The following is a 26,202-nucleotide window of genomic DNA, read 5'->3' on the forward strand; positions in this document are numbered from 1 at the left end:
ACGAAAGGTAAGACGACAGTTGAGAGGGGAGGCCTTGCCGACGCGTTATCGCCACGTCGGCAAGCCAGGGCATCACTCTTCCAGACGGTTCTTGTCGAGCTTCTGGGCGAGACCCGCGCCCAGGTCGGCACCGGTCATCGGGGCAGCGCTTGGGTCCGACATCGTGCGGGTGGCCAACTGCTCCACGGCTTCGGCCTGCCGCGTAGGCAGGGTGACGCTGGCCAGGCCATCGCCACCATCGACCGCGGTGCCGGGCTGTTCGACGTACTCCCAGTCCTGGCCCTGGTTCCAGGGGCCGCGCAGATCGCCTTCGCCTTGCGACAGGTTGTAGTAGACGCTGGCGAATTCCGGCCGCGGTGGCACCTTGCCCTGGGGGAAGTTGGGCTGGATGGAGTGCAGGGCGTTCTCGAAGGACTTCTGGTGGGCGATCTCCCGGGTCATCAGGAAGCTCAGGGTGTCCTGGATGCCCGGGTCATCGGTGACATTGATCAACCGTTCGTAAACGATCTTGGCACGCGCCTCGGCAGCGATGTTGGATCTCAGGTCGATGGTCGGTTCGCCGATGGTATCGATGTAGGCTGCGGTCCAGGGTACGCCAGCTGAGTTGACCAGGGCGGGACCGCCACCGTAGAGGATCTGGGTGACGTGGGAATCGTTGCCGGCGCCGGTCAGGGAGCGGTACATCTCCGCCTCTGCCTGGGTCTTCTCCGCCAGGTCGCCCTTGGCGCCCTTGTTCAGCATGGCGATCAGCGAGCCGATGATCTCCAGGTGGCTGAGTTCCTCGGTGGCGATGTCGAACAGCATGTCCTTGCGACCCGGGTCCAGCTCGGCTATCGCCTGGGTGAAATAGCGCATGGCGGCAGCGAGTTCGCCTTGGGGACCGCCGAATTGTTCCAGCATCAGGTTGGCGAGGCCGGGATTGGGTTCGGATACGCGCACGGTGTATTGCAGTCGCTTGTTATGGACGAACATGTAACCTCCAGGGGCTAGTCACGGGTAACGCGGGGGTGGTTCAGCGCTTCGCGGCCAGGTCGGGGTCGGCGGAGCGTTCCAGGAAGGCTCGGGTGGTGGCCGGCAGGTCTTCCAGCAACCAGGCCGCCATGGCCTTCTCCTGTTCGAGGATGCGTTCGCAGGCCTGCTGTGTTTGGCTGTCGCCGATCTCGGCAGCCGCCGCGATCAGCGTGGTGTAGGTGGCGATTTCGAGGTTCTCGAAGACGTAGCCACTGATGGCACCCTTGATGACCTCATCGCTCATGGGGGCGCCGCCGATGGCCTGGCCCAGCGCCATCAACTTGCCGCCCAGGTCCTTGAGGGTGGAGGGGCTGCTGCCCAGGCGGCTCAGGCAACTCTCGATCACCTGACGCTGTTCCTGGGTTTCCCGGATGTGCTGCTCGATGCGTTGGCGCAGGCGCGGGTAGTGCTCCAGCCGGGCCGATTGGGCAGTGAGCATTTTCTCCGCCTGCTCTTCCATGCCGTGGGCGTCGCGAAGCCAATCGATAAGGTTGTCTTTTCTGGATGCAGTCATGGAAAACTCCTATTGGAAAAGGGCCGTGGCGATGGCCGTCGTCCACCACCGAATCCAGGTTCTGTCTGATCATTAGTGGGCCGGGAGGAAGCAGAGATTCGGGCGGCGAGAGCCTTTCGGATCGGTGGGGAAGGCGAGCGGCTTTTGTTTTACAACCCCAGCGGCGGCAGGAGGTCTGGCAGTCTTTTTTGTTGTACGCGAGGGCTTTGGCTGTACAAGTCTTGTCTCGACCGTGCCCGGTTATAGTCATATGTTTACCGTTCGCACGGCTCTGGATACCGTTCACCCACTGCGTGGCGGAACGCTCGGCATTTGTGTCAGGATTCGACGATGCAGGGGAAGGAGTCAGCATGAACGTGCCTGAGAAGGGACATCCGGGCTCGGATTCGACCGGGCAGGGTGGGCACGAGAGCAGTCGCTGGCCCGACCCGAACGGCCTGGGCGTCGAACCGGAGCGGATCGTCGCGCAACTGCGCGAGGCGGCCGCCGACGCCGATTGGGCCTGGTATCAGCGCCGTGGCGGCTGGTGCCGGACCGCCCAGGGCGACGCGGCGGACCCGTGGCCGATATCGCTCGACGATGCCCAGTTGGCCGCGCTGCGCGCCGAGCCGACCGTGCTTTCTCTCCCGACCGGCTGCGGCCCGACGCCGCCGGGGTGGCTGCTCGCCCGCCCCGATGGCCGGACCGATTTCGCCGCCCTGGCCCTGCGTTTCGGCTTCGTTCTCCAGCAGCGGCAACTCGAGCGCGCCCAGGCCATCCAGCAGGTGCTCTACGACATTACCTACCTGGCCAGTTCGACGGTGGATCGCCAACTGTTCATGCAGCGCACCCACGAGTTGCTGAAGGCGCTGATCGATGCCGAGAATTTCTGCCTGGCGCTGCTGGATCCGATATCCGAGCGTATCCACTATCCCTACTATTTCGACCAACGCGACGAGTCTCCGCCCGAGCCCGGTTCCTTCGAGCCCCTGGAGCGCAGCCGGCCGAGCCTGACCGCTCATGTACTGCTCCACGGTGAACCGCTGCTGCTACCCAAGGAGGCCATCGAACTCGCCCAGGAGCAGGGTCCCTACTATTGCCAGGGCACGGTGCCCGAATTCTGGATGGGCGTTCCGCTCAAGGACGGGACCGACCGCACCTTCGGCGTGCTCAGCTTGCAGGTCTACGACCGCGAACGCCGCTACGGCAGCGAGGACCAGGCGCTGTTCCAGGTCATCGCCCGCGACGTGGCCATGGCGCTGGATCGCATTCTCCGGCACGAGGACCTCGAGGCGACCGTGGGGCTGCGCACCCAGGAGCTGTCCGAGCTCAATGCGCGCCTACGCGAGCAGATCATCGAACGAGAACGCGCCGAGCAGCTGCAGGTAGCACTGTTCCGCATCGCCGAGCTGTCCAGCGCCAGCCCCGACATGACCGATCTGCTGAGTGGTCTACACCAGGTAGTGGGGGAGCTGATCTATGCGCAGAACTTCTACATCGCGCTGTATGACGATGCATCCGGCGAGGTAAGTTTTCCCTACTTCGTCGATGAGGGTCGTACCCAGGCGCCGATCAGGCGCCGCAGGACCCGTGGCTACACGGAATACACCATCCGCCAGCGCCGTCCTTGCCTCATCGATCGGCAGAAGGCGCGCGAGCTGATCGCGCGGGGCGAGATCACGCCCGTGGAGGGAACGCCCGAGGCCTTTTCCTGGCTGGGCATACCGCTCTACGACGGTCAGCACGTCCGCGGGGTGCTGGCGGTGCAGAGCTATCGCGAGGACGTCTACTACAGCGCCCGTGATCAGGAACTGTTGACCTTCGTCTCCCGCCACATCGATACCGCCCTATCGCGGCGCAGCGCTGCGGAGGCGGTGCTGCAATCCCGGCTGGCACTGGAAGTGCGGGTGCAGGAGCGGACCAAGGCGCTGGACGAAGCCAACGCCCGGCTGCTGTACGAGAACAACCACGACGCCCTCACGCGTCTGCCCAATCGCAGCTTCTTCCAGCAACGCCTGGGTGAACTCTGGAGCGCGCTGGAACGCGACGGCAGCGGCCTGGCGGTGATGTTCCTCGATCTGGACCGTTTCAAGCGGGTCAACGACCAGTTCGGCCATCCCTTCGGCGATCTGCTGCTGGTGGCGGCCGCGGCGCGGCTGTCCGGTTGCCTGCGCGAGACCGACCTGCTCGCGCGCCTGGGCGGCGATGAGTTCGCCATCCTGGTGCCCGGCGATGGGCTGGAGTTTCCGGTAGCCATCGCCCAGCGCATCATCGAGGCTTTCGACCGCCCGCTGCTGATCGACGATCACAGCCTGTTCGCCTCCTGCAGCATCGGCATCGTGGTCGCCGATCCGAGTCTCCACCGTCAGCCGGACGACCTGCTGCGCGACGCCGACACGGCCATGTACCGCGTGAAGCAGGGCGGCCGCGACAACTTCGCGGTGTTCAATCAGGAACTGCGCCAGGTAGTCTCGGACCAGGTGGTCCGCGAGGGGGCCTTGCGCAAGGCGCTCAAGCACGATGACGAGCTGGAGCCCTTCTTCCAGCCCATCGTCGAGGTAACGAGCGGCCGGGTGGCGGCGCTGGAAGCCTTGATCCGCTGGCGCCAGCACGACGGCAGCGTCCTGGTGCCGGGCGCCTTCCTGCCGGAGCTGGAAGGCTTGCGGCTGATCGGCCGGTTGGATACCTACATGCTGACGCGCATCGCCGCCATCCTGGCCGAGCCGGCCCAGGCCGATTGGCCGGTGGTGCATGTCAACTGCTCCAGCTATAGCATCGTGCGGCCGGAATTCGCCGACGAGGTGCTGGGCATCCTGGCCGCCCATGGCGTGGCGCCTTCGCGCATCTGCCTGGAACTGACCGAGGGAGCGCTGGTGGCCGAACCGGCCCAGGCCAAGGCGACCATGGAGGCACTGGATCGCCACGGGGTATCGGTGGTGCTGGATGACTTCGGTGCGGGCTTCTCGTCGCTCGGCTACGTGCACGAGTACCGCTTCCGCGGCCTCAAGATCGACAAGTCCTTCGTGCTGCGCCTGGCGGAGAGCCCGCGCAGCGTGGCCATCGTGCGCGCCATCGTGCGCATGGCCGAGTCCCTGGAACTCGACGTGGTCGCCGAGGGCGTCGAGGATGACCAGGCGCTGCAACTGCTCAAAGACATGGGCGCCCGCCATGCCCAGGGCTACCACTTCGCCCGGCCTATGGACCTCCCGGCGATCCGCCGACTGCTGGCCGCCAGCCCCTGAGCGCCGCTCCCCGCCCTTGGGCGATTAGAAAGTGACGCCCGCGACCAGGATCAGGTTGGTGTAAGGCTGGCACTCTCCGGTACGGATCTGCACCCGCGCTCCCTGACATAGCGCCTTCAGCTCCTCGTGGGAGACCAACTGGCGGCTGCCGAGTGCGCCCGCGGCGGTCAGGCGTTCCAGCTCGGCCAGTGCCGGTGGCTGTACCTCGAGGGTTTCCTCGGCGAGCAGATGGCTTTCCACCTGCATCTCGCTAAGCAGCGCCTGCAGCACGCTGAGAAAATCCGGTACTCCGTGGGTGACGGCCAGGTCGACCAGAGGCGTACCGGGCGGCACCGGCATACCGGCATCGCCGATGACCACGCGATCGCCGTGACCGAGGCTGGCGACGGCTTGTGACAGGGCAATATTGAGCAGGGCGGTTTTCTTCAACGGGCAAGCTCCTGGCGCGTGGGAATGGACGGCTGGGCGCCTGGGCGAGTGACGGCGATGGCCGCGGCACGTTGGCCAAGGGCAATGGCATCGGCGACATCCAGTCCCTCGGCCAGGCCCGCAGCGAAACCGCCAAGGAAGGTATCGCCAGCCGCGGTGGTGTCCACCGCCTTCACCGGCGTGGCCGGATGATGCAGGCACCCCTCGGCCGTGACCTGCAGCAGCCCCTGGCTGCCCAGGGTCAGCAGGACCTGCCGTGCACCGGCGGCGATCAGCTGGCGCGCCGCGATCTCGGCCTGCTCGCGACTGTCCACGGGGAGGCCGGTGAGCAGGCTCGCTTCGCTTTCGTTGGGGACCAGGTAGTCGATATGGGCGTACCAGTCGGCGGGCAGGGGGCCGGTCGCGGGTGCCGGGTTGAAGATCACCGTCTTGCCCAGCGCCCGGGCACGCGCCAGGGCGTCACCGACCGTGGCGAGGGGCACTTCCAACTGGGCGATGACGATCTTGGCCGAGGCCAGCAGGGATTCCTGGCTCTGCAGGTGCGCACCGGATAGCTCGCCGTTGCCGCCGGCGACGATGACGATGGCGTTCTGCCCCTGATCATCCACCAGGATGGAAGCGATGCCGGTGGGAACGTCGTTCGCCACCGAGACGCCGCTGCAGTCGATGCCTTCCTGGACCAGGCTGCGGGTGAGGAAGTCGCCATAGGGATCGGCACCGACGCAGCCGATCATGGCGACCCGGGCACCCAGGCGCGCGGCGGCTACCGCCTGATTGGCGCCCTTGCCGCCTGGGGCGGTGGCGAAGGCATGGCCGGCGAGGGTTTCGCCGCCCTTGGGCAGGCGCGGGGCGCGCACTACCAGATCCATGTTGAGGCTACCGATGACGACGACGTCAGGGTGCATGGGAGGTCTCCAGTGCAGAAGGCGCCGCGGTGGATTCGCGCAGCACCAGCCGGGGTACGGCGATGTCGTGGGTGGAAGGACTGCCGACCGTCGCGCGGCGCGCCAGCAGCAGTTGGGCTGCCCGCTCGCCGAGGTCGCGGATCGACTGGCCGATGGTAGTGAGGGCAGGGTAGAGGTAGCGGCTGAGTTCGATGTCGTCGAAACCCACCACCGACAGCTGGGCCGGTACCTGCAGGCCGCGTTCGGCCGCCGCCCGCAGCACGCCCAGGGCGATGGTGTCGTTGCCGGCGAAGATCGCCGTCGGAGCACCTGGCTGGGCCAGCAGTGCCTGGGCTTCGGCATGGCCGGCGGCCGCCGTGAAGGCGCAGCGACGGATCACGCCTGATGCGACACCTGCCTCGGCCAGGGCTTGTTGGTAACCGGCCACCCGCTCGCTGGCGACCGGCGAATCGGCTGGGCCACCGAGGCAGGCGATGCGACGATGCCCCAGCTCCAGCAGGTGGCGTGTAGCGAGCAGGCCGCCCTGCTGGTGGTCGACACGGATGTGCCCGGCCTGGACCCCTTCCAGTGGACGGTCCACCAGCACCAGCGGGATGCGCAGCCCGGCCAGCGCCTTGGCGAAGCGCGGATCGCCGTCTACCGTGGCGACCACCAGGCCATCGATGCGGCGTTCGCGCAAGACCCTGAGGTAGCGCAGCTGCTTGTCGGCATCGTCATCGGAATTGCACAGGATCACGCTGTAGCCCTGGCGTTCGCAGTGATCCTCGATACCGCGGGCCAGTTCGGCGAAATAGGGGTTCACCGCATTGGGCACCAGCACGCCGAAGGTGCCGGTGGCCTGGTTGCGCAAGGAACGGGCGACGCCACTGGGCACGTAGCCCAGCTCGGCGATGGCGGCCTCCACCTTCTCCCGCACCCCCGGACTGACCGGACGGGTGTTGTTCACCACGTGGGACACCGTGGTGTAGGAGATGCCGGCGCGGGCCGCGACGTCCTTGATGGTTGCCATCAGGCCGCTCTCTTGGCCCGTTGGCTGCGATAGGTGTCGAGGATCACGGCGACCACGATGACCGCGCCGGTGATGATGCGCTTGGTGGGTTCGCTGGCGCCGATCTGGGCCAGGCCGGCGGCCAGGACCGAGATGATCAGCACGCCGAAGAAGGTGCTGATCACCGAGCCGCGGCCACCCATCAGGCTGGTGCCGCCGATCACCACGGCGGCGATCACCTGCAGCTCCAGGCCGACGCCGGCATTGGGATCGGCAGCTTCCAGACGCGAGATCTGGAACAGCGCGGCCAGGCCCGCCAGTAGCCCCATGAGGGCGAAGACGATGACCTTGTAGGGCTTGGGATTGATCCCGGCCAGGCGGACCGCTTCCTCGTTGGTGCCGATGGCGATCAGGTAGCGGCCGAGCACCGAGCGGGTCAGCAGCAGTTGCGCCACCACGATCACCAGCAGGGCGATGACGAAGGAGGGCGAGATGCCGAAGGCGAAGGGGGTCGACAGCCAGGCATAGGCATCGCCGATATAGGCGGTGCGCGAGTCGGTCAACTGGTAGGCGGCGCCGCGGGCCATCTCCAGCACGCCCAGGGAGACGATGAAGGAGGGGATGCGCCAGGCCACGGTCACGCTGCCGGTGAGGGTGCCGGTCAGGGCGGCGGCGAGCATGCCCAGGGCGGCGGCCGGCAGGATGCCCCAGCCCCACTCCAGGGTGGCGACGCTGACTACCGCGGCGGCCAGGGCTACCACCGAGCCGACCGAGAGGTCGATGCCGCCGATGATGAGGATGAAGGTCATCCCGGTGGCCAGCACCATGAGGTCGGGGATCTGGTTGGCCAGGGTGGTGAAGGTGGCGTAGGAGAGGAAATGGCTGCTCAGCACGGAAAACAGCACGATCATCGCCAGCAGCGCGGCGGCCAGGCCCACGTAGGTACCCAGGCCCAGGCCGAAGGCACGCCGGGAGGAGGTGACGGGAAGACTGCTCATCGAATGGCTTCCTGAGAAAGGGGTTGCGGCGGGATAGGTTCTTCCAGCAGGGCTTCGCGGGAGCGATAGCCGGCGAAGGCGGCGGCCAGCAGCCGCTCCTGATCCCAGTCATGACGCTCGAAGGTGTCTACCAGGCGGCCGGCGGACAGCACGCCGATGCGGTCGCAGATCAGCATCAGCTCGCGCAGGTCGCTGGATACCACCACCAGGGCCTTGCCCTGACGGGTCAACTCGGCCAGCAGGCCGTAGATCTCGAACTTGGCGCCGACGTCGATGCCGCGCGTGGGTTCGTCGAACAGCAGCACCTGGCAGTCGCGCTCCAGCCAGCGGCCGATGACCACCTTCTGTTGGTTGCCGCCGGACAGTTCGCCCACGGCCTGGGTGCCGTCGTTGCAGCGGATGCGCAGACCCTTGATATGACGCTGAGCCAGCTCGGTCTCGCGGCCGCCGTTGACCAGGCCCTGCTGCGCCAGCTTGTCCATGTTGCCCAGGGCAAGGTTGGCGGCGATCGGCTGGCTGAGCAGCAGGCCTTCACCCTTGCGATCCTCGGTGATGAGGGCGATGCCCTGGCGCACCACCTTGGCCGGCGAACCCAGGTCGACCGGCTTGCCGGCCAGGCGTACCGCGCCGGAATCGGCCCGGTCGGCGCCGAAGATCAGCCGCAGCAGCTCGGTACGACCGGCGCCGATCAGGCCGGAGATGCCATAGATTTCCCCGGCGCGCACGCTGAAGGACACGTCCTGGACCTTGTCGGCGCGGTTCAGTCCCTGCACTTCCAGCAGCGGCGGGCCGAAGCGGCGTTCGCCCATGTCCAGGTGTTCACCGAGATCGCGCCCCACCATGAGACTGACGATCTGGTCGGTGTCGTATTGCACCATGGGCGCATCGGCGACCAGGCGGCCATCGCGCAGCACCACCAGTTGCTGGGCGATGCGCTTGAGTTCTTCCAGGCGATGGGAGATGTAGACCAGCGCTACGCCCCGGGCGCGCAGGCGCTCGATCTGCTCGAACAGCAATTCCACCTCTCGAGAGGTGAGCATGGCGGTGGGTTCGTCGAGGATCAGCACCCGGCAATCGCCAATCAGGTTGCGAGCGATTTCCACCATCTGCTGGTGCCCCACGCCCAGTTCGGCGATGGGGGTATCCGGGTCGATGGCTTCCAGGCCGACCTGGGCCATCGCCAGCCGCGCCTGTTCGCGCAGCTGGCGACGGTCGATCCAGCCCAGCCGCCGCGGCAGGCGGTCGAGAAAGAGATTTTCCGCCACCGTGAGGGTGGGCAGCAGATTGAGTTCCTGCATGACCATCCGAACCCCTAGGGCCTCCGCCTCGCGGCGGCTGCCCGGGGCATAGGGTCGGCCGAGGAAGCTCAGCTCGCCGGTGGTGGGTTGCACCAGGCCACAGAGGATCTTGGACAGGGTGCTCTTGCCGGCGCCGTTTTCCCCGGTGAGCGCCAGCACTTCGCCAGCGCGCAGTTTCAGGTCCACGCCGCCGAGGACCGGCTGTGCATAGGTCTTGCCGATGTCACGGGCGCTGAGGATCACCTCGGACGACATGGGAGGCTCTCCTCGGATCAGGGCTGGGTGACGAGTTCGACCGGCGTCTCGATCACCCCGTCCTTGGCACCGGTGGGCTCGCCCTTGACCAGCTTGAGTGCGGCCTCGATGCCGAACACGGCCTGCTTGGCGGCGAACTGGTCGGCGGTGGCGAGGACGCGACCGTCCTTGAGCATCGGGTGGATGGCCTTGATGTTGTCGTAGCCGACCACCTGCACCTGGCCCTTCTTGCCAGCCGCGCGCACGGCGGAGACGGCGCCCAGCGCCATGCTGTCGTTACCGGCCAGCAGGGCCTTCAGGTCGGGGTATTCGTTGAGCATGGCCGCGGCGACGGCGTTGCCCTTGTCGATCTCCCAGTTGCCGGACTGCACGCCGACGATCTTCATGCCGGCCGCTTCCATGGCGTCCTTGAAGCCTGCGGTGCGCTGCTGGGCGTTGGTGGTGGTGGAGACACCCTCGATGATCCCGACCTGGTCACCTTGCTTGAGTTGCTTGGCCAGGTATTCGCCGACCAGGCGGGCGCCCTTGCGGTTGTCGGGGCCAACGAAGGGGATGTCCAGGGACTTGGACTTGAGCACCTCGGGGTCCAGGCGGTTGTCGATGTTGACCACCTTGATGCCGGCGTCGCTGGCCTTCTTCAGCACCGGGACCAGTGCCTTGGAGTCGGCCGGGGCGATGACCAGGGCATCGACCTTGGAGACGATCATCTGCTCGACGATTCGAATCTGGCTGGAGGTATCGGTCTCGTCCTTGATCCCGTTGGAGATCAGGTCGAAGTCGGCCGCATGCTCTTTCTGGTAGGTCTTGGCGCCGTCTTCCATGGTCAGGAAGAATTCGTTGGCCAGGGATTTCATGACCAGCGCGACCTTGGGCTTCTCGGCGGCCGTGGCATGACTGGCGGTGAGCGGCAGGATCAGCGAAGCGGAGGTGAGGGCAATGGCCGCCAGCAGGCGGGCAGGACGGAAGGCCAGCATAGGGGATCTCCGAATTCTTATGGTTGTTGTGGTCGCGCAAACGTTTGCGTCCGCCAAAGAATGGTGCGAGAGCGGGTAGCTGTCAATCGCCGGCACTACATGAATCGATTCAGCAGGACGGGACGGCTGGTTGGCCTGGGCCTGCCACGGACCGCTATACTGCGCCCCTTGTTTTTCTGCCAGGCGCCCGCCGCCGACGAGTCTCTGCCATGTCCTTTTCCGAATCCGCCCTGAAATCCCTCATCCGCGCCGTGCCCGATTTTCCCAAGGCCGGGGTGATCTTCCGGGACATCACGCCGCTGTTCCAGTCGCCCGAGGGCCTGCGTGCCGTCATGGAAGCCTTGCTGGAGCGTTACCGCGGCGCCTCCTTCACCCATGTCGGGGCGCTGGATGCGCGGGGCTTCCTCATCGGTCCGATCCTGGCCTACGAACTGGGCAAGCCGCTGGTGCTGTTCCGCAAGCAGGGCAAGCTGCCGGCCGAGCTGCTGACCGAGGTCTACAGCACCGAGTACGGTGATTCCGTGATCGAGGTGCACAAGGACAGCGTCGGCGCCGGTGATTCGGTGCTGCTGGTCGATGACCTCATCGCCACCGGCGGCACCCTGGTCGCCGCCGGCAACCTGATCAAGCGCCTGGGTGCCCAGGTCCACGAAGCCGCGGCTATCGTCGACCTGCCGGAACTGGGTGGTTCCAAGCGCCTGGAAGCTGCCGGCATCCCCACCTTCGCCCTGACGAGTTTTGCGCTGTCGGAGTATTGATCACAGCTTTGATCGCGGCCATGGCGGTGCGCCGTAGCGACCGCTCTGACTTGGACTATCGCGGCCATGGGCCGCTCCTACAAAAGCATCACCCTCTGTAGGAGCGGCCCATGGCCGCGATAGGACGTTGTGAGCCGTATCAAGGCGTTTCAGCCGGTCTTCTCGGCTCCAACGGATATAGATCCACCTCATCCGCCAACTTGGGTAACTCGTCGAGGAAGGCGAGGGTATGCGGCTGATTGAAGTGGTCGTCCTGGGCAGCGACCGATGTCCAGCGCGCCTGGATCACCCAGAGATCGCCCTCTTCGCTGCCTTGGAACACCTGGTAGTCCAGGCAGCCGACATCCTTCACCGCCAGGGCGGCCAGGTCCAGCAGGTGGGCGCCCAATGCCTGGGAACGTTCGGGTTGGGCTCTGAGCAGGGTGAGGCTATGGACGTCCGGCATGGGCGGGGCTCCTGGAGGGTGAAATCTTCGACCCTCCAGGACGACGGACGTCGCGGCCGGCTCAGCGATTGATCAGGCTGAGGAATTCGGCGCGGGTGGCGTCGTTGGCGCGGAACTGACCCAGCATCACCGAGGTGACCATGGAGGAGTTCTGCTTTTCCACGCCGCGCATCATCATGCACATGTGCTGCGCTTCGATCACCACCGCGACGCCGGCCGCCTGGGTGACCTTCTCGATGGCCTCGGCGATCTGGCGCGTCATGTTTTCCTGAATCTGCAGGCGGCGAGCGAACATATCGACGATGCGCGCCACCTTGGACAGCCCCAGCACCTTGCCGCTGGGCATATAGGCGACGTGGGCCTTGCCGATGAAGGGCAGCATATGGTGCTCGCAGAGGGAGTACAGCTCGATGTTCTTGACCAGCACCATCTCGCTGTTATCGGAAGTGAAGAGCGCTTCGCCCACCACCTCTTCCAGCGTCTGGTTGTAGCCGCGGCAGAGATACTGCATGGCCTTGGCGGCCCGCTTGGGCGTGTCCACCAGCCCCTCCCGGCCGATGTCTTCGCCGAGTCCGGTCAGAATCGAGGAGTAGTGCTGTTCGAGAGACATTTGGGTTCCTGTTTATCGATAAGGAAGAAGGCGCTCGGATGAGACGTCAGCCGAGTCACAGGCTCATTCATCGCGACCTTCGAGCATGGTGCGCTTGAGCAAGACGTAAAGCGAGCCGGTACCGCCATGGCGGGGCAGGCAGGAGGTGAAGCCCAGCACCTGTGGATGCTGGCGGAGCCAGGTATTGACGTGGCTCTTGATCAGCGGCCGGCGCCCATCCAGCCGCGCGGCCTTGCCATGGGTGATCCGCACGCAGCGGATTTCCAGGCGAGTCGCTTCGGCGAGGAAATCCCAAAGGGTTTCCCGGGCTTTTTCCACCGTCATGCCGTGCAGGTCCAGGCTGCCTTCGAAGGGGATCTGGCCGGCCTTGAGGCGCCGCAGCTGGGCGTCCTGCACCCCGTCGCGGCCCCAGTAGAGTTCATCCTCGGCGCCCACGTCGATGACGAAGGCATCGCTCAGGCCGTCGACACGGGTGACGGTCGAGGTCTTGGTCGCATCGGCGCGTCTTTGGGCGATCTGGCCGCGATCGGCCCGCGGTTTGCCGGTGTCGGCACGATCCTGCTTGAGCGGACGGATCCCGCGGGTGAAGTCGGCGAAAGAGGCATCGTCGTCGTGCATGGTGTTCTCCGGTACAGGACGACATTCTACCGGCGGCTCAGGCCTCGTGCAGCAACCGACGCACTGCCGCCCGCGCGGCAGCTTGCCGCTCGGCCCAGTCACCGGCGATTTCCAGTACGGGTTGCCGATGCGCCTGCAACCACTCCCGGCAGCTCTCGAAGAAGGTGAGACGTTCGCTCAAGCCCGGCTGACAGCGCTGACCGTCGTCCTGCCAGGCGACGCCGCGGGGATCGAGCAGCAGGTGCAGATCGTAACGGCGCGCCAGCAGGGCGGGCTCCAGCCAGGCGGGGGCGCTGCCGAACAGCAGGCGACTCCACAGCAGATTGCTCAGTAGGTCGGTGTCCAGCAGCAGCAGCGGCGGCGCGGCGCCCCGCGCCTGGTCTTCGCGGCGCAGTTGCTCGCGGGCGATCACCTCCACATCGGCCAGGGTGGTGTCAGTGCCATGCAGCTCGCAATACTCACGCACGTACTCGTCCACCCGGACACCGCCGAAGCTCTCGCTCAGGTGCCGTGCCAGCCAGGATTTGCCGCTCGACTCGGGGCCGGTCAGCACCACGACCTTCATCGCGTGCCGGCCAGCGCACGGCGCCAGTCGCGCCAGCCATAGGCCGCCAGGCCGACGAAGACGGCATAGAGCACCGCAGTGGGGTAGAGGCCTTTGTAGTAGAAGAGCCCGACGTAGATGACGTCCAGTACGAACCACAGCGCCCAGCACTGCAACCGCTTCTGCGCCATCCAGAACTGCGCGACCAGGCTGAAGCCCGTGAGCGCTGCATCCAGCCAGGGTAGGGCGGCGTCGGTATGGGTACCCATGAGATAGCCGAGCGCAAGGCTGCCGACCGCGCCCACGGCGAGCCCGGCCAGCACTGCCGGAACGCCGAGCGAGGTGACGTCTCGACCTTGGTGGTGCCGGCCGCCCCTCAGCCACTGCCACCAGCCATAGAGCTGCAGTACCGCGTAGACCACCTGCAGCAGCATGTCGGAATAGAGCTTCACGTCGTAGAAGATCCAGATGTAGAGGACCACCATCACCAGGCCGATCGGCCAGCCCCAGATGTTCTGGCGCACCGTGAGCCAGACCGCGACGATGCCCAGGACAGCGGCCACCAGCTCTACCGTCGACATACCCAGAAAGGTGGTGAGAGGTTCCAGAAACGACATGCTTCACATCCGGAGAGATTCGATTCGTCATTGTACGGCACCTAATGGCCGTTCATCGGTCTCTTCAACCGGTCTCGCTCTGGTAAGGTGCCGGGCGGACGCACTAGCGCTGGTTGTCTTGGGTACCGCGAAGGGCTTGATCCCCGCGGAGCGTCACGGTTCGAACCCCGTTGCCGTCGGAGCCTCATGGCCCGGCTACCTGCAAATGTTTCACTTGGATGGAGTAATACCATGGACCTATGGAGTGCCTTGCAGGCGCTGATTCTGGGGATCGTCGAGGGCATCACGGAATTCCTGCCCATTTCCAGTACCGGCCACCAGATCGTCGTCGCCGATCTCATCGGCTTCGGCGGGGAAATGGCCATCGCCTTCAACATCATCATCCAGTTGGCGGCCATCCTGGCCGTGGTCTGGGAATATCGCTTCAAGGTCTTCGAGATCGTCACCGACCTGCCGCGCAAGTCCTATGCGCAGCGGTTCACCGGCAACCTGATCATCGCCTTCCTGCCGGCTGCCGTGCTGGGCGTGATCCTTGGCGACCTGATCCACGAGTATCTGTTCAACCCCATCACCGTAGCCTTCGCCCTGGTGATCGGCGGTGTGATCATGATCTGGGCGGAGAAGCGCACCCATCGCATCCGCGTGGAAGAGGTGGACGACATGCGCTGGCATGACGCCCTCAAGGTCGGCTGCGCCCAATGCCTGGCGATGATCCCGGGCACCTCGCGTTCCGGTTCCACCATCATCGGCGGCCTGCTGTTCGGCCTGTCGCGCAAGGCGGCCACCGAGTTCTCCTTCTTCCTGGCCATGCCGACCATGGTCGGGGCGACCGTCTACTCGGTCTACAAGTACCGTCACCTGTTCACCGCCAGCGATGTGCTGGTGTTCGGGGTCGGCTTCGTCACCTCCTTCATCTTCGCCATGCTGGCGGTCAAGGCCCTGCTGAAGTTCATCGGTCACCACAGCTATGAGGTGTTCGGCTGGTATCGCATCGTCTTCGGGCTGCTGATCCTGGCCACCTGGCAGTTCGGCTGGATCGACTGGCACGCGGCCAAGGCGGCCGGGTGAAACCGGAGAAGGAACCGCAGAGCCGGCGCAAGCCGGCTCGTGCGTCTGCGCAGTCCGCTGCGCCGAAGGCCGCCAAGCGCGCGCCCGCGCTGACCCCCTACCAGCAGCGGGCGGCCATCGCCCGGCAGGACATGCTGCTCCTGCTGCAGATCGGCGTCTTCGTCCTGCCGCTGGTGGGTCTGCTGTCCCTGGCCTTCGGCCGCGGCCTGCTCTGGCCGCTGGCCCTTTATGCCCTGGCGAGTCTCATCACCTTTCTGCTCTATCGGCACGACAAGCAACGCGCCCGTGACAAGGGTTGGCGCGTGCCGGAACGCGTGCTGCACCTGGGCGAACTCCTGGGTGGCTGGCCGGGTGCCCTGATCGCCCAGCAGCGCTTTCGCCACAAGACGGTCAAGCTAAGCTTTCGCCTGGTGTTCTTCATCATCGTCGCCCTGCATCAGCTGTTGTGGCTGGACGTGCTCTGTGGCGGCTTCCTCGCCCGTCATCTGGGGTTCTGAGGCGTCCCCCAAGGCGAAGGCAATTGTCTTGGGCTAGGCTAGGCGGATCGTCCGCAGGGCGAACGCCGCTCGCTGCCCAGGAGAAACCCGTTGCGCACCCCTACGTCGATTTGTTCCGCGTTGCTGCTGTCGTTGACCCTCGCCGCCTGTGCGTCGCACCCGGAGACGACCCTACCCAAGGCCCCGGAAGCGGGCTCCGGCTATCGATCGGGACTGGTGCCGAGCCAGGCTCGGCAGCAGATGGCCGCGGCGGCCAATCCCCTGGCAGCCGAGGCCGGCCGCGAGATCCTGCGCCAGGGGGGTAGCGCCATCGATGCCGCCATCGCCATGCAGGCGGTCCTCACCCTGGTCGAGCCGCAGTCCTCGGGCATCGGCGGCGGTGCTTTCCTGCTCTATTGGGATGGCCGCAAGGTCCAGGCCTACGATGGTCGTGAGACCGCTCCCGCGGGTGCCACGGAAGGGCTGTTCCTGCGACCGGACGGGACACCCATGGCCTTCGAGGAGGCGCGCATCGGTGGTCGCTCGGTCGGGGTGCCAGGGGTGTTGCGCGCCCTGGAACTGGCGCATCGCGACCATGGACGCCTGGCCTGGCAGAGCCTGTTCGCGCCGGCCATCCGCCTGGCGCGCGAGGGCTTTCCGCTCTCGCCGCGGCTGCACAATCAGCTCCTTCACGATCCTTTCCTGAAGGGTTCGCCCGCCATGGCGGCGCTCTACCTCGATTCGCGCGGAAAGGTGAAGCCGGTTGGCAGCCTACTGCGCAATCCCGAGCTGGCGGAGACCCTGGCCCTGATCGCCAAGGAGGGGGCCAGCGCCCTCTATCGCGGCGACCTCGCCCAGGCCATCGCGACCGCGGTGCAGCAGAGTCCCAATCCGGGCAGCCTGAATCTGCAGGATCTCGCCGGCTATCGCGCCAAGAACCGTACGCCGCTCTGCACCGATTACCGACGCTGGCGTATCTGCGGCATGCCGCCGCCAGCCGGTGGCCTCACCGTGGCCCAGACCCTGGGCATCCTCCAGGCCCTGGAAGCCCGCGATCCTGCCTGGGCCCTCGCGCCCCTGCGACCGGTGCCGACGGCGCTGCCAGCTGGCCAGGAGCCGCGCCCGGAGGCGGTGCACCTGATCGCCGAGGCCGAGCGCCTGGCCTACGCCGACCGCGCTCAGTACGTGGCGGACCCCGATCGCGTGCCGGTCAATGTCAGCGGCCTGCTGGATGGCGGCTACCTGGCCAGTCGCGCACAACTGATCGGCGAGCGCAGCATCGGCAAGGCCGCGCCTGGCAGTCCGCCGGGGCCGACGCTGGCCTGGGCACCGGATCGCTCCCCGCTGCGCATCTCCACCTCCCAGGTGGTGGCCGCCGATGCCTGGGGTGGGGCGCTATCCATGACCACCACGGTGGAGAGCTACTTCGGCTCCCACCTGATGGTGAAGGGCTTCATGCTCAACAACCAGCTGACGGACTTCTCCTTCGTGCCGCGGGAGAAGGGTCTGCCCGTGGCCAATCAGGTGGAGCCGGGCAAGCGCCCCCGCTCGACCATGTCGCCGACCCTGGTGTTCGATCGCGACAGCGGCGCCCTGGTGGCGGCCCTGGGGTCGCCCGGCGGTTCGCAGATCGCCGGCTATGTGGTCAAGACGCTGGTCGGCCTGCTGGATTGGCAACTGGATGCCCAGGCGGCGGCAGGCCTGCCGAATTTCGGCAGCCGCAATGGCCCCACCGAACTGGAGCGGGGAGAGACCACGCCAGGCTTGCGCAAGGCGCTGGAACAGCGGGGACATGAGGTGCGCGAGGATGAGATGACCAGTGGCATCCAGGTCATCCGCCGGGTCGGCTCAGGCTGGCAGGGCGGCGCCGATCCGCGGCGGGAAGGGGCGGCGCTGGGGGATTGAGGGTCGTTCGCCGACGGGCGATAGATCTTCACCCCAGCCCTCTCCCAGAGGGAGAGGGGGCGGAGCAGGGCAGTTACGCGGGTTGATCGAGTTGCAGCACGCGGGTGGTGCGCGAACGCACCTCTCGCAGCAGCTCGGGCTCTTCCGCCAGCTTGTGGCCGAAGGCGGGGAACATCTTGCGCAGCTTGGCCTGCCAGTCCTCGCTCTGGAAGCGGCTCGGGAAGCAGCGCTCGACCAGGGTCAGCATGATGGACACCGAGGTGGAAGCGCCGGGAGAGGCGCCCAGCAGGGCGGCCAGGGTGCCGTCACCGGAGGCGACGATCTCGGTACCGAACTGCAGGATGCCGCCTTTTTGCGGGTCCTTCTTGATGATCTGCACCCGCTGGCCGGCCACTTCCAGGCGCCAGTCCTGCTTGCGCACGGCCGGGTAGAAGGCCCGCAGTTCCTCGACGCGCTGATCGAAGGACTGCATGACCTGGCCAACCAGGTAGCGGGTCAGCGGCATGTTGTCCCGCGCCACGGCGAGCATGGGGCCGATGTTGCTCGGCTTGATCGACTTGGGCAGGTCGAGGAAGGAGCCACGCTTGAGGAACTTGGTGGTGAAGCCGGCGAAGGGCCCGAACAACAGGGATTTCTTGCCGTCGACCACGCGGGTGTCGAGGTGCGGGACCGACATCGGCGGCGAGTTGACACCGGCCAGGCCATAGACCTTGGCCTGGTGGCGCTCGACGATCTGCGGATCGTCGCAACGCAGCCATTGGCCACTGACCGGGAAACCGCCGAAGCCGGCGCCCTCGGGGATGCCGGACTTCTGCAGCAGCGGCAGCGCCGCGCCACCGGCACCGAGGAAGACGAACTTGGCGATGACCGTACGGGTGGCACCGGAGCGGCTGTCCTCGATGGTCAGGCGCCAGCGCTGGTCGGCCTCGCGGGTCAGATCGACCACCTTCTGGTTGTAGCGGACCTGGGTGCCGGGGCGGGTCTGCAGGTGACCCAGCAGGCTCATGGTCAGGGCGCCGAAGTTGACGTCGGTGCCGCCCGCCACGTGGGTGGCCGCCACGGCTTCGGTGGCCGGCCGGCCTTCCATGACCAGGGGCATCCACTCGCGCAGCTTGGCGTGGTCCTCGGAGTACTCCATGCCGTCGAAGCAGGCATGGTCCTTGAGCGCTTCATAGCGCTTGCGCAGGAAGGCCATGTCCTTGGCACCGTGGACGAAGGACATGTGCGGCACGGGGCTGATGAAGGCACGGGGCGAGCCGAAGTGGCCTTCCTCGACCAGGTAGGACCAGAACTGCTTGGAGGCCTCGAACATGGCGTTGATGCTGAGCGCCTTGGTGATGTCGATGCTGCCGTCGGCCTTCTCGGGCGTATAGTTCAGCTCGCAGAGCGCCGCATGGCCGGTTCCGGCGTTGTTCCAGGGGTTGGAACTCTCCGCCGCGCCTACGTCGAGCAGTTCGAGCACCTCGACGGTGCTCGTGGGCTCCAGTTCCTTGAGCATGACCGCCAGGGTCGCGCTCATGATTCCCGCGCCGACGAAAACGAAATCCGACTCTTCGTTACCACTGTGCATTCATCGTACTCCTGAGACCGTGTCTCGCATTACACCTGAGGGAGACCAGGCGTCGGCGCCTGGCCTCGGATGGGGCGACCCGCAACGGCCAACGGCCAGGCGCGGGTAGGCAACCGGTAGGGCGCAGCAGTCAGATGCGACAGCGGCCGTCCGGCAATGTTCTGATTGGGTAGGGTGGAGCGATTCGCCCTGGCGTTCCTGCGGAAGCCGGACGATGTAGCGGGCGATCAGGGTGCGACAAGGAGCCCGTCGAGCGTGCCGGGAAGGGGCGCTACGTGTTACGAGACGTGGCAGGAGACCCCTGGTCTCCCGGCGCAAACGATGGCTATTGATCGCGGCGATCCTGGTCGAGTACCCGTTTCGGTGCGAAATGATACCTAGGGTAACTGCTTAGGGCACCCTCTATTTTGCCCGTGTAGTGAGTTCTGATAGTCACTACACGGGCCTGGAGGTCAACCGTTGATGCCCTGGCTGCGCAGATAGTCGTCGTAGCTGCCGCTGAAATCGACGATGCCGCTCTCGCTCATGTCGAGGATACGGGTGGCCAGGGAGGACACGAATTCCCGGTCGTGGCTGACGAAGATCAGGGTGCCCGGATAGTTCTCCAGCGCCAGGTTCAGCGCTTCGATGGATTCCATGTCCAGGTGGTTGGTGGGTTCGTCCATCACCAGCACGTTGGGCTTCTTCAGGATCAGCTTGCCGAACAGCATGCGACCCTGCTCGCCACCGGAGATCACCTTGACCGATTTCTGGATGTCGTCGCTGGAGAACAGCATGCGCCCGAGGGTGCCGCGTACCAGTTGCTCACCGCCCTGGGTCCATTGGCCCATCCAGTCGAACAGGGTCGTATCGTCGGCGAAGTCCTCGGCATGGTCCTGGGCGAAGTAGCCCACGTCCGCGCTGTCGGTCCATTTCACCTCACCGCTCTGGGGTGCCAGCTCGCCCACCAGGGTGCGCAGCAGGGTGGTCTTGCCGATGCCATTGGGACCGATGATGGCGACCCGCTCGCCGGCCTCGATCTGCAGGCCCAGGCGCTTGAACAGCGGGGTGCCGTCGAAGCCCTGGGTGACGTTCTCCAGGGTCACCGCCTGGCGGTGCAGCTTCTTGTACTGTTCGAAACGGATGAAGGGACTCACGCGGCTGGACGGCTTGACCTCTTCCAGCTGGATCTTGTCGATCTGGCGTGCCCGGCTGGTGGCCTGCTTGGCCTTGGAGGCGTTGGCCGAGAAGCGGCTGACGAACTGCTGCAGTTCGGCGATCTGGGCCTTCTTCTTGGCGTTGTCCGACAGCAGGCGCTCGCGGGCCTGGGTGGCGGCCGTCATGTATTCGTCGTAGTTGCCCGGGAAGAGGCGCAACTCACCATAGTCCAGGTCGGCCATGTGGGTGCAGACGCTGTTGAGGAAGTGGCGGTCGTGGGAAATGATGATCATGGTGCTGTTGCGCGCCACCAGGATGCCTTCCAGCCAGCGGATGGTGTTGATGTCCAGGTGGTTGGTCGGTTCGTCCAGCAGCAGTACTTCCGGGTCGGAGAACAGCGCCTGGGCCAGCAGGACCCGCAGTTTCCAGCCGGGCGCGACGGCGCTCATGGGGCCGAAGTGCTGTTCCAGCGGAATACCCAGGCCGAGCAGCAGCTCGCCGGCGCGGGCTTCGGCGGTGTAGCCGTCGAACTCGGCGAACTGGACTTCCAGCTCGGCCACGGCCATGCCGTCGTCTTCGCTCATTTCCGGCAGCGAATAGATGCGGTCGCGCTCGGCCTTGACCTTGGCCAGTTCGGCGTGGCCCATGATCACCGTGTCGATGACGGTGGAGTCTTCATAGGCGAACTGGTCCTGGCGCAGCTTGCCCAGGCGCACATTGGGTTCGAGCATCACCTGGCCACCGGTGGGTTCGAGATCGCCCCCAAGGATCTTCATGAAGGTGGACTTGCCGCAGCCGTTGGCACCGATCAGGCCATAGCGATGGCCATTGCCGAATTTGACGGACACATTCTCGAACAGCGGCTTGGCGCCGAACTGCATGGTGATATTGGCGGTGGAGATCAAGGGGGGTACCTGTAAAGGGTTTCAAACCGGAGAAAGGCATCCGCCGACGCCAATGCGTAGCGAGGGCGGTACGTTCCAGTCAGATTGGCAAGAGATCCAGCGGGCGCAGGTCGATGGCCGCAGCGGAAAGCGAGAGCCGGACAGACCCGCGAGGGAGGCGCAGTCGGCTCTACGTTGACGTAATTGTCTCATAGCTGCGCAGGCCGGTGCACGCGGCTACGCAGGGGTGCCGGCGATCTGTCGTGCGGACAGGCCGGCCGCTGGCGGGGTTCGCCTACTGCGGTCGCGGTACCACTTCCCAGACCGCCTCGGTCAGCTGATCCAGGGTCCAGGGCTTATGCAGGAAGGGCACTCCAGCCGGAATATCGTTGCGCAACCCGGCATAGCCTGACATCAGCACGAAGGGCACCGATGGCCAGCGGTCAGTAACGATTCCGGCCAGCTGGATGCCATCGATCACGCCTGGCATCCGGACGTTCGACACCACCACGTTCACCTGTTGCCAGTGCCGCTCCAAGAATTGCAAGGCCGCGTCGGCCGTGCCGAAGGTCTCCACGTTGAAGCCCTCCTGCTTCAGGACTTCACGTACCAGTGCCTGCAGCAGCAATTCATCTTCGGCAACGACCGCGAGCAGCGTCGCGGTTGGGGCGGGACGGTTCGAGGTATCCATAGGCGCGGCTTTTCCAGGTGTGGGAATCCCTGAAGTCTAGTCGCGCCCAGGCTGCATGCGGGATCGAGCGCTCGAAAGAGCGGGCCCAGCGGCTGTCCGGCAGTCATGCTGGCCACGCCATCCGCTCTGGCACGAGGGCTGGCAGCCGTGGAATTTGGCGACGCGTGGCAGCCGCTTTGGTGAAACATTCGCCATCGACCACCCACTAAAGCTGGAGATCGACCAACCCAGGAGCCCCAGCATGATCGCATCCTCGACCTTTGCCGCTGGTTTCGCCTCGCCCACTGTCTGGTGGCTGGGCGGCGACCAGGCACCGCTCAACGACTCCGACATGGCTGACGAGGAGATCGATACCGACATCCCCGACGAGGTGGTCGAGAACCTGACCGAGCCGCCCAAGCCGCCGGCTCCCATTCCGGATCCAGGGCCCCTGTAGCGCGGCCAAGCAACCACCAGCCAGACGTTTTTCTTCGTTCCTTTAGCATCCTTGCGGATGAGGTAAAGCTTCGTACACATTTCAAGGTGTAACAAAGTATTTTTTAACGCGTTAGGGTGCTGCAGGGTGATACCGCGCAGCGGCCACCCACCCAATAAACGAGGTTCAGCACAGATCCCACTATGCCATTGAGGACCACGCCATGTATTCAGCGCTACCCGCCGAGTTACAGCAGTTACGTCTTCCCTTGCGTATTCGCATCGACCAGGGGCCTGAGATCGACCTGGGTGACTCGCCACGGGTGACGCTGGTGGTCAAGGATCTGGGATTGTTGGCGAACCCGCGCCAGTTGAATCTCGATTCCCTGGGCCAGGCCTTCGTGGAGTCCCGCATCGATCTGGAAGGTGACATTCACGAGGTCATCGAGATCGGCGATCAGCTCAGCCAGGCATTGGGAGGACTCGCCCAAACGCCGGATGGGATTCACCAGGCTCACGACAAGGCCACCGATGCCTCGGCCATTGCCTATCACTACGACCTGTCGAACGACTTCTATCGCCTGTGGCTGGACCCTGAGCTGGTGTATTCCTGCGCCTATTTCAAGACCGGGACGGAGGACCTGGCCACTGCCCAGCGCGACAAGCTGGAGCTGATCTGCCGCAAGCTGCGGCTGCAGCCGAGCGAGCGGTTGCTGGATGTGGGCTGTGGCTGGGGTGGCCTGGCGCGCCATGCCGCTCGTGAGCATGGCGTCGAGGTGCACGGCATCACCCTGTCTCGCGAGCAGCTCGACCTGGGCCGGGCGCGAGTGGCGGCTGAAGGCTTGAGTGATCGCGTGACGCTGGAGCTGTTGGATTATCGCGACTTGCCCGAAGAGGGTCGCTACGACAAGGTGGTTAGCGTCGGCATGTTCGAGCATGTCGGCTATGCCAATCTGCCCCTGTACTTTCGCAAGTTGTTCGCCGCGGTACGCCCTGGTGGGCTGGTGCTCAACCACGGCATCACCGCGCTGCATGCCGATGAGCGCGCGGTCGGTCATGGCGGCGGGGAATTCATCGACCGCTATGTCTTTCCCAATGGCGAATTGCCCCATCTGTCACGGGCCATCGCCAACATGAGCGACGCGGGACTGGAGGTGGTCGACGTCGAAAGCCTGCGCCTGCATTACGCCCGCACCCTGGAGTTCTGGAGTGCCGCCCTGGAGGCGAATCTCGACGAGGCGGCGCGCCTGGTGCCCGCCGAGGCCCTGCGCATCTGGCGCCTGTATCTCTCGGGTTGCGCCTATGCCTTCCGCAAGAACTGGGTGAACATTCACCAGGTACTCGCCAACCGGCCCCACGCCGACGGTCGGATCGAGCTGCCCTGGTCGCGGGCCGATATCTACGCCTGAGGCTAGGCTGCCGCAGCCTCGTTGAGTGCCCTGCGATAGAGCAGGGCGCTCAACGCGAGGCCGGCCAGCGCCATCAGCCCGGCGAAGAGGAAGATGGCGCTGAAGCCGAAGCCATTGGCGATGGCGCCGGCCAAGGGCCCGGTGATACCCAGGGCCAGGTCCAGGCACAGGGAATAGGCGCCCAGGGCCGCGCTGCGGTTGGTCGGCGGTACCTTGATGATGGCTTCGACGCCCAGCGCCGGATAGACCAACGACAGGCCGAAGCCCGCCATGGCCGCGCCGATCAGCGCCATCTGTGGCGTCACTGCCAGCCAGAGCAGTAGTAGGCCGAGGGTTTCCACCGTGAAGCAGGCTAGGGCCACGCGGAAGCCACCGATCCTGTTGATGGCGCCGGCGAACAGCAGGCGTGCGCAGATGAAGGCGGCGCCGAAGGCGGTCAGGCAGAAAGCCGCGTTGGGCCAGCCATTGCTGGCGTAGTAGAGGGTGACGAAGGTGGCGATGGCGCCGAAGCCGATGGAGCTGAGTAGCAGGCAGAGGCCGAAGGGGCTGATGCGCCAGAATACCTTGTGGAAGGGCAGCCGCTCTCCGGGAATGACCGGCGCCGCTTCCTTGTTCCAGGCCAGGGCCAGGCCGATGGCCCCGAGCAGGGCGATGGCGACGCCCAGGCTCCACAGGCCCAGTCCCGCGACCATGGCCACGCCCAGGGGTGCCCCTATGGCCAGGGCGCCATAGGCGGCGATGCCGTTCCAAGAGATCACCTTGCTGACGTGCTGCATGCCGACGCTGCCCATCCCCCAGCTCAGGCAACCGGTCCCGATCATCGCCTGGGACATGCCCAGGATCACCCGGCCAACGATCAGCAGCCCGAGGCTGACGGCGGGGATGCTCTGCAGAGACGTCGCCAGGAGGGTCAGGACGCCACAGGCGACGCAGCCGAACAGGCCGTAGATCACTCCACGCTTGGCGCCGATGCTGTCCGCCAGCTTGCCGGCGAGCGGACGGGTGAAGAGGGTGGCGAGATACTGGATGCTGATCGCCAGGCCCGCGATCACCGAGCCATAGCCGAGATCGTCATGCACGTAGCCTGGCAGGATCGCCAGCGGCAAGCCGATGGCGAGGAACAGCAGGAAGCTGAAGATGACGATGGAGACGATGCGCAGATTGATGGCAAGCGCGGTGGTGGGCGGAGCGGTCGTGGTCATGGCTGTTCCCGAGACGACTCGTCGAAGCGGCGGAGCAGGCCGACGCTGAGCGCCAGGCCGGCGAGGGCGGCCAGGGCGGCGCAGAAGAAACTGGCGGCGTAGCCGAAATGCGTGGCCACGGCGCCGATCAGCGGACCAGTCACCGCCAGGGACAGGTCGATGAACACCGAATAGCCGCCCAGGGCAGCGCCGCGGTTGGACGCGGGTACCCGTTGCACGGCTTCGACCGCCAGTGCCGGGAAGACCAGGGAGAAGCCGATGCCGGTCAGGGCCGCGCCGACCAGGGCCGTCGTCACGCTTGGGGCCAGCCAGAGGATGGCCAGGCCCACGGCTTCCACCGCCAGGCTGACGATGGCGACGCGGAAGCCGCCGTGGCGATTGATGGCATTGGCGAACACCAGCCGCACGCCGATGAAGAAACAGCCGAACACCGACAGGCAGAGGGCCGCGCCGCTCCAGCCCTGGCTGGCGTAGTAGAGGGTGATGAAGGTCGCCAGGGTGCCGAAACCTATGCCGCCCAGGGCTAGACCGAGGCCAAAGGGCAGCACCCGACCGAGCACCGTGGTGAAGGGGAGTCGCGTACCCCGTACCGGAACGATGGGCGGGCGGGGTTTGGCGATGCGGTAGCCGAGCAGGGCGAGGGCCATGATACTGGCGCCCATGATCCACAGCCCCAGCAGATCCACCAGCACCACGCCCAGGGGGGCGCCAATGGCGAGGGCGCCGTAGCTGGCGACGCCGTTCCAGGAAATCACCTTGGCGGTGTTGGTCGGGCCTACCCGGCCGATGGCCCAGGAGATCGCTCCGGTACCCGAGAGGCTCTCCGCGCAGCCCAGCACCAGGCGTCCCAGCAACAGCGCGGCAAGGCTGACCCAGGGCCAGTGCTGCAGCAGCACCGAGGCGAGCATCAGCAGGCCGCTGAGGCCACAGCCGAGCATGCCATAGAGTACCGACTGCTTGGCCCCGACCGTATCGATGATACGCCCGGCATGGGAGCGCGAGAGCAGGGTGGCGACATACTGGCTGCTGATCACCAGGCCGGCGATGATGGAGTTGAAGCCCAGTTCGCCATGCACGTAGCCCGGCAGCACGGCCAGCGGGATGCCGATGGTAAGGTAGGCGATGAAGGTGAACAGCACCGTACCCAGGGTAATACGGGTGGCTTGGGCAGACGAAAGCGTGGGCGTGGAGGTGGCGGTGGACATCGGCTTCGGGAGGTTGTCTGACAATGTGGGATAGATTGCTTTCGCCTGGCAAAGGT

At 65.8% G+C, this 26,202-nt stretch carries 25 protein-coding genes; 7 read left to right on the forward strand and 18 right to left on the reverse strand.

What is annotated here, in order from left to right; translation table 11 throughout:
* Positions 1-72: 72 nt before the first annotated feature.
* A complete protein-coding gene (locus QZ471_RS19760; protein ID WP_295466992.1) occupies positions 73-972 on the reverse strand; it encodes a manganese catalase family protein in 900 nt (299 codons plus the stop codon).
* 40 nt (positions 973-1,012) lie between these two features.
* The gene (locus QZ471_RS19765; protein WP_295466994.1) at positions 1,013-1,525 is read right to left on the reverse strand and encodes a ferritin-like domain-containing protein; all 513 of its coding nucleotides are present in this window, start codon (positions 1,523-1,525) and stop codon (positions 1,013-1,015) included.
* A 350-nt stretch (positions 1,526-1,875) separates the two neighbouring features.
* On the opposite strand from QZ471_RS19765, the gene QZ471_RS19770 reads away from it, so the two are divergent.
* Positions 1,876-4,746, forward strand: coding sequence for an EAL domain-containing protein (locus QZ471_RS19770; RefSeq protein ID WP_295466996.1), 2,871 nt, complete (start codon positions 1,876-1,878; stop codon positions 4,744-4,746).
* Between the two features lie 24 nt (positions 4,747-4,770).
* Here the strand turns inward: QZ471_RS19770 and rbsD are convergent, their stop codons facing one another.
* The 6 genes from rbsD to QZ471_RS19800 are packed head-to-tail and all read right to left on the reverse strand — an operon-like array spanning position 4,771 to position 10,593.
* Complete coding sequence (rbsD, locus tag QZ471_RS19775; RefSeq protein WP_295466998.1) at positions 4,771-5,175, reverse strand: D-ribose pyranase; 405 nt, start codon at positions 5,173-5,175, stop codon at positions 4,771-4,773.
* On the reverse strand, positions 5,172-6,080 hold the full coding sequence (gene rbsK / locus QZ471_RS19780; RefSeq protein WP_295467000.1) for a ribokinase: 909 nt from the start codon (positions 6,078-6,080) through the stop codon (positions 5,172-5,174). The genes rbsD and rbsK overlap by 4 nt, the downstream gene beginning before the upstream one ends.
* Positions 6,070-7,089, reverse strand: a complete 1,020-nt coding sequence (locus QZ471_RS19785; protein ID WP_295467002.1) for a LacI family DNA-binding transcriptional regulator — start codon at positions 7,087-7,089, stop codon at positions 6,070-6,072. Before QZ471_RS19785 ends, rbsK begins: the two co-directional genes overlap by 11 nt.
* Entirely contained in the window at positions 7,089-8,066 is a 978-nt protein-coding gene (locus tag QZ471_RS19790) for an ABC transporter permease (protein ID WP_059229510.1), read from the reverse strand. Before QZ471_RS19790 ends, QZ471_RS19785 begins: the two co-directional genes overlap by 1 nt.
* Complete coding sequence (locus QZ471_RS19795; protein ID WP_295467004.1) at positions 8,063-9,619, reverse strand: sugar ABC transporter ATP-binding protein; 1,557 nt, start codon at positions 9,617-9,619, stop codon at positions 8,063-8,065. The genes QZ471_RS19790 and QZ471_RS19795 overlap by 4 nt, the downstream gene beginning before the upstream one ends.
* A 17-nt stretch (positions 9,620-9,636) precedes the next feature.
* Entirely contained in the window at positions 9,637-10,593 is a 957-nt protein-coding gene (locus tag QZ471_RS19800; RefSeq protein ID WP_295467006.1) for a sugar ABC transporter substrate-binding protein, read from the reverse strand.
* 209 nt (positions 10,594-10,802) lie between these two features.
* Between QZ471_RS19800 and QZ471_RS19805 the strand changes: the two genes are divergently transcribed.
* Positions 10,803-11,351 carry an adenine phosphoribosyltransferase gene (locus QZ471_RS19805; RefSeq protein WP_295467008.1) on the forward strand — a complete coding sequence of 183 codons (549 nt, stop codon included), beginning with the start codon at positions 10,803-10,805 and terminating at the stop codon, positions 11,349-11,351.
* Between the two features lie 139 nt (positions 11,352-11,490).
* Here the strand turns inward: QZ471_RS19805 and QZ471_RS19810 are convergent, their stop codons facing one another.
* The 5 genes from QZ471_RS19810 to pnuC form a co-directional block, all read right to left on the reverse strand.
* Entirely contained in the window at positions 11,491-11,796 is a 306-nt protein-coding gene (locus QZ471_RS19810) for an antibiotic biosynthesis monooxygenase (protein WP_295467010.1), read from the reverse strand.
* 61 nt (positions 11,797-11,857) lie between these two features.
* Positions 11,858-12,406: a GTP cyclohydrolase I FolE gene (gene folE, locus QZ471_RS19815; RefSeq protein WP_295467012.1), complete on the reverse strand. Its 549-nt coding sequence runs from the start codon at positions 12,404-12,406 to the stop codon at positions 11,858-11,860.
* Positions 12,407-12,469: 63 nt separating this feature from the next.
* The gene (locus QZ471_RS19820) at positions 12,470-13,024 is read right to left on the reverse strand and encodes a Smr/MutS family protein (RefSeq protein ID WP_295467014.1); all 555 of its coding nucleotides are present in this window, start codon (positions 13,022-13,024) and stop codon (positions 12,470-12,472) included.
* A gap of 37 nt (positions 13,025-13,061) precedes the next feature.
* Entirely contained in the window at positions 13,062-13,589 is a 528-nt protein-coding gene (locus tag QZ471_RS19825; RefSeq protein ID WP_295467016.1) for an AAA family ATPase, read from the reverse strand.
* Complete coding sequence (pnuC, locus tag QZ471_RS19830; protein ID WP_295467304.1) at positions 13,586-14,149, reverse strand: nicotinamide riboside transporter PnuC; 564 nt, start codon at positions 14,147-14,149, stop codon at positions 13,586-13,588. Before pnuC ends, QZ471_RS19825 begins: the two co-directional genes overlap by 4 nt.
* 267 nt (positions 14,150-14,416) lie before the next feature.
* Here pnuC and QZ471_RS19835 point away from each other — a divergent pair, with 267 nt between their 5' ends.
* The 3 genes from QZ471_RS19835 to QZ471_RS19845 all read left to right on the forward strand — a co-directional run bounded on the left by QZ471_RS19835 (position 14,417) and on the right by QZ471_RS19845 (position 17,634).
* Positions 14,417-15,253 carry an undecaprenyl-diphosphate phosphatase gene (locus tag QZ471_RS19835; RefSeq protein ID WP_295467018.1) on the forward strand — a complete coding sequence of 279 codons (837 nt, stop codon included), beginning with the start codon at positions 14,417-14,419 and terminating at the stop codon, positions 15,251-15,253.
* Positions 15,250-15,750: a DUF1294 domain-containing protein gene (locus tag QZ471_RS19840; RefSeq protein WP_295467020.1), complete on the forward strand. Its 501-nt coding sequence runs from the start codon at positions 15,250-15,252 to the stop codon at positions 15,748-15,750. The genes QZ471_RS19835 and QZ471_RS19840 overlap by 4 nt, the downstream gene beginning before the upstream one ends.
* A gap of 90 nt (positions 15,751-15,840) precedes the next feature.
* Positions 15,841-17,634 (forward strand): gamma-glutamyltransferase family protein, encoded by a 1,794-nt coding sequence (locus tag QZ471_RS19845; RefSeq protein ID WP_295467022.1) that lies wholly within the window; start codon positions 15,841-15,843, stop codon positions 17,632-17,634.
* A 73-nt stretch (positions 17,635-17,707) separates the two neighbouring features.
* Here the strand turns inward: QZ471_RS19845 and mqo are convergent, their stop codons facing one another.
* The 3 genes from mqo to QZ471_RS19860 all read right to left on the reverse strand — a co-directional run bounded on the left by mqo (position 17,708) and on the right by QZ471_RS19860 (position 21,916).
* Positions 17,708-19,204 carry a malate dehydrogenase (quinone) gene (mqo, locus tag QZ471_RS19850; RefSeq protein WP_295467024.1) on the reverse strand — a complete coding sequence of 499 codons (1,497 nt, stop codon included), beginning with the start codon at positions 19,202-19,204 and terminating at the stop codon, positions 17,708-17,710.
* 452 nt (positions 19,205-19,656) lie between these two features.
* The gene (locus tag QZ471_RS19855; protein WP_295467026.1) at positions 19,657-21,246 is read right to left on the reverse strand and encodes an ABC-F family ATPase; all 1,590 of its coding nucleotides are present in this window, start codon (positions 21,244-21,246) and stop codon (positions 19,657-19,659) included.
* A gap of 274 nt (positions 21,247-21,520) precedes the next feature.
* Positions 21,521-21,916: a response regulator gene (locus QZ471_RS19860; RefSeq protein ID WP_295467028.1), complete on the reverse strand. Its 396-nt coding sequence runs from the start codon at positions 21,914-21,916 to the stop codon at positions 21,521-21,523.
* 241 nt (positions 21,917-22,157) lie between these two features.
* Between QZ471_RS19860 and QZ471_RS19865 the strand changes: the two genes are divergently transcribed.
* Entirely contained in the window at positions 22,158-22,352 is a 195-nt protein-coding gene (locus tag QZ471_RS19865) for a hypothetical protein (RefSeq protein ID WP_295467029.1), read from the forward strand.
* A gap of 202 nt (positions 22,353-22,554) precedes the next feature.
* Positions 22,555-23,739, forward strand: coding sequence for a C17 cyclopropane fatty acid synthase CfaB (cfaB, locus tag QZ471_RS19870; protein WP_295467031.1), 1,185 nt, complete (start codon positions 22,555-22,557; stop codon positions 23,737-23,739).
* 2 nt (positions 23,740-23,741) lie between these two features.
* On the opposite strand, the gene QZ471_RS19875 is transcribed toward cfaB, so the two are convergent.
* On the reverse strand, positions 23,742-24,941 hold the full coding sequence (locus tag QZ471_RS19875; protein ID WP_295467033.1) for an MFS transporter: 1,200 nt from the start codon (positions 24,939-24,941) through the stop codon (positions 23,742-23,744).
* Positions 24,938-26,146: an MFS transporter gene (locus tag QZ471_RS19880; protein ID WP_295467034.1), complete on the reverse strand. Its 1,209-nt coding sequence runs from the start codon at positions 26,144-26,146 to the stop codon at positions 24,938-24,940. The genes QZ471_RS19875 and QZ471_RS19880 overlap by 4 nt, the downstream gene beginning before the upstream one ends.
* Positions 26,147-26,202: the final 56 nt, after the last annotated feature.

This window comes from uncultured Pseudomonas sp., from assembly GCF_913774235.1.
GTDB lineage: Bacteria > Pseudomonadota > Gammaproteobacteria > Pseudomonadales > Pseudomonadaceae > Chryseomonas.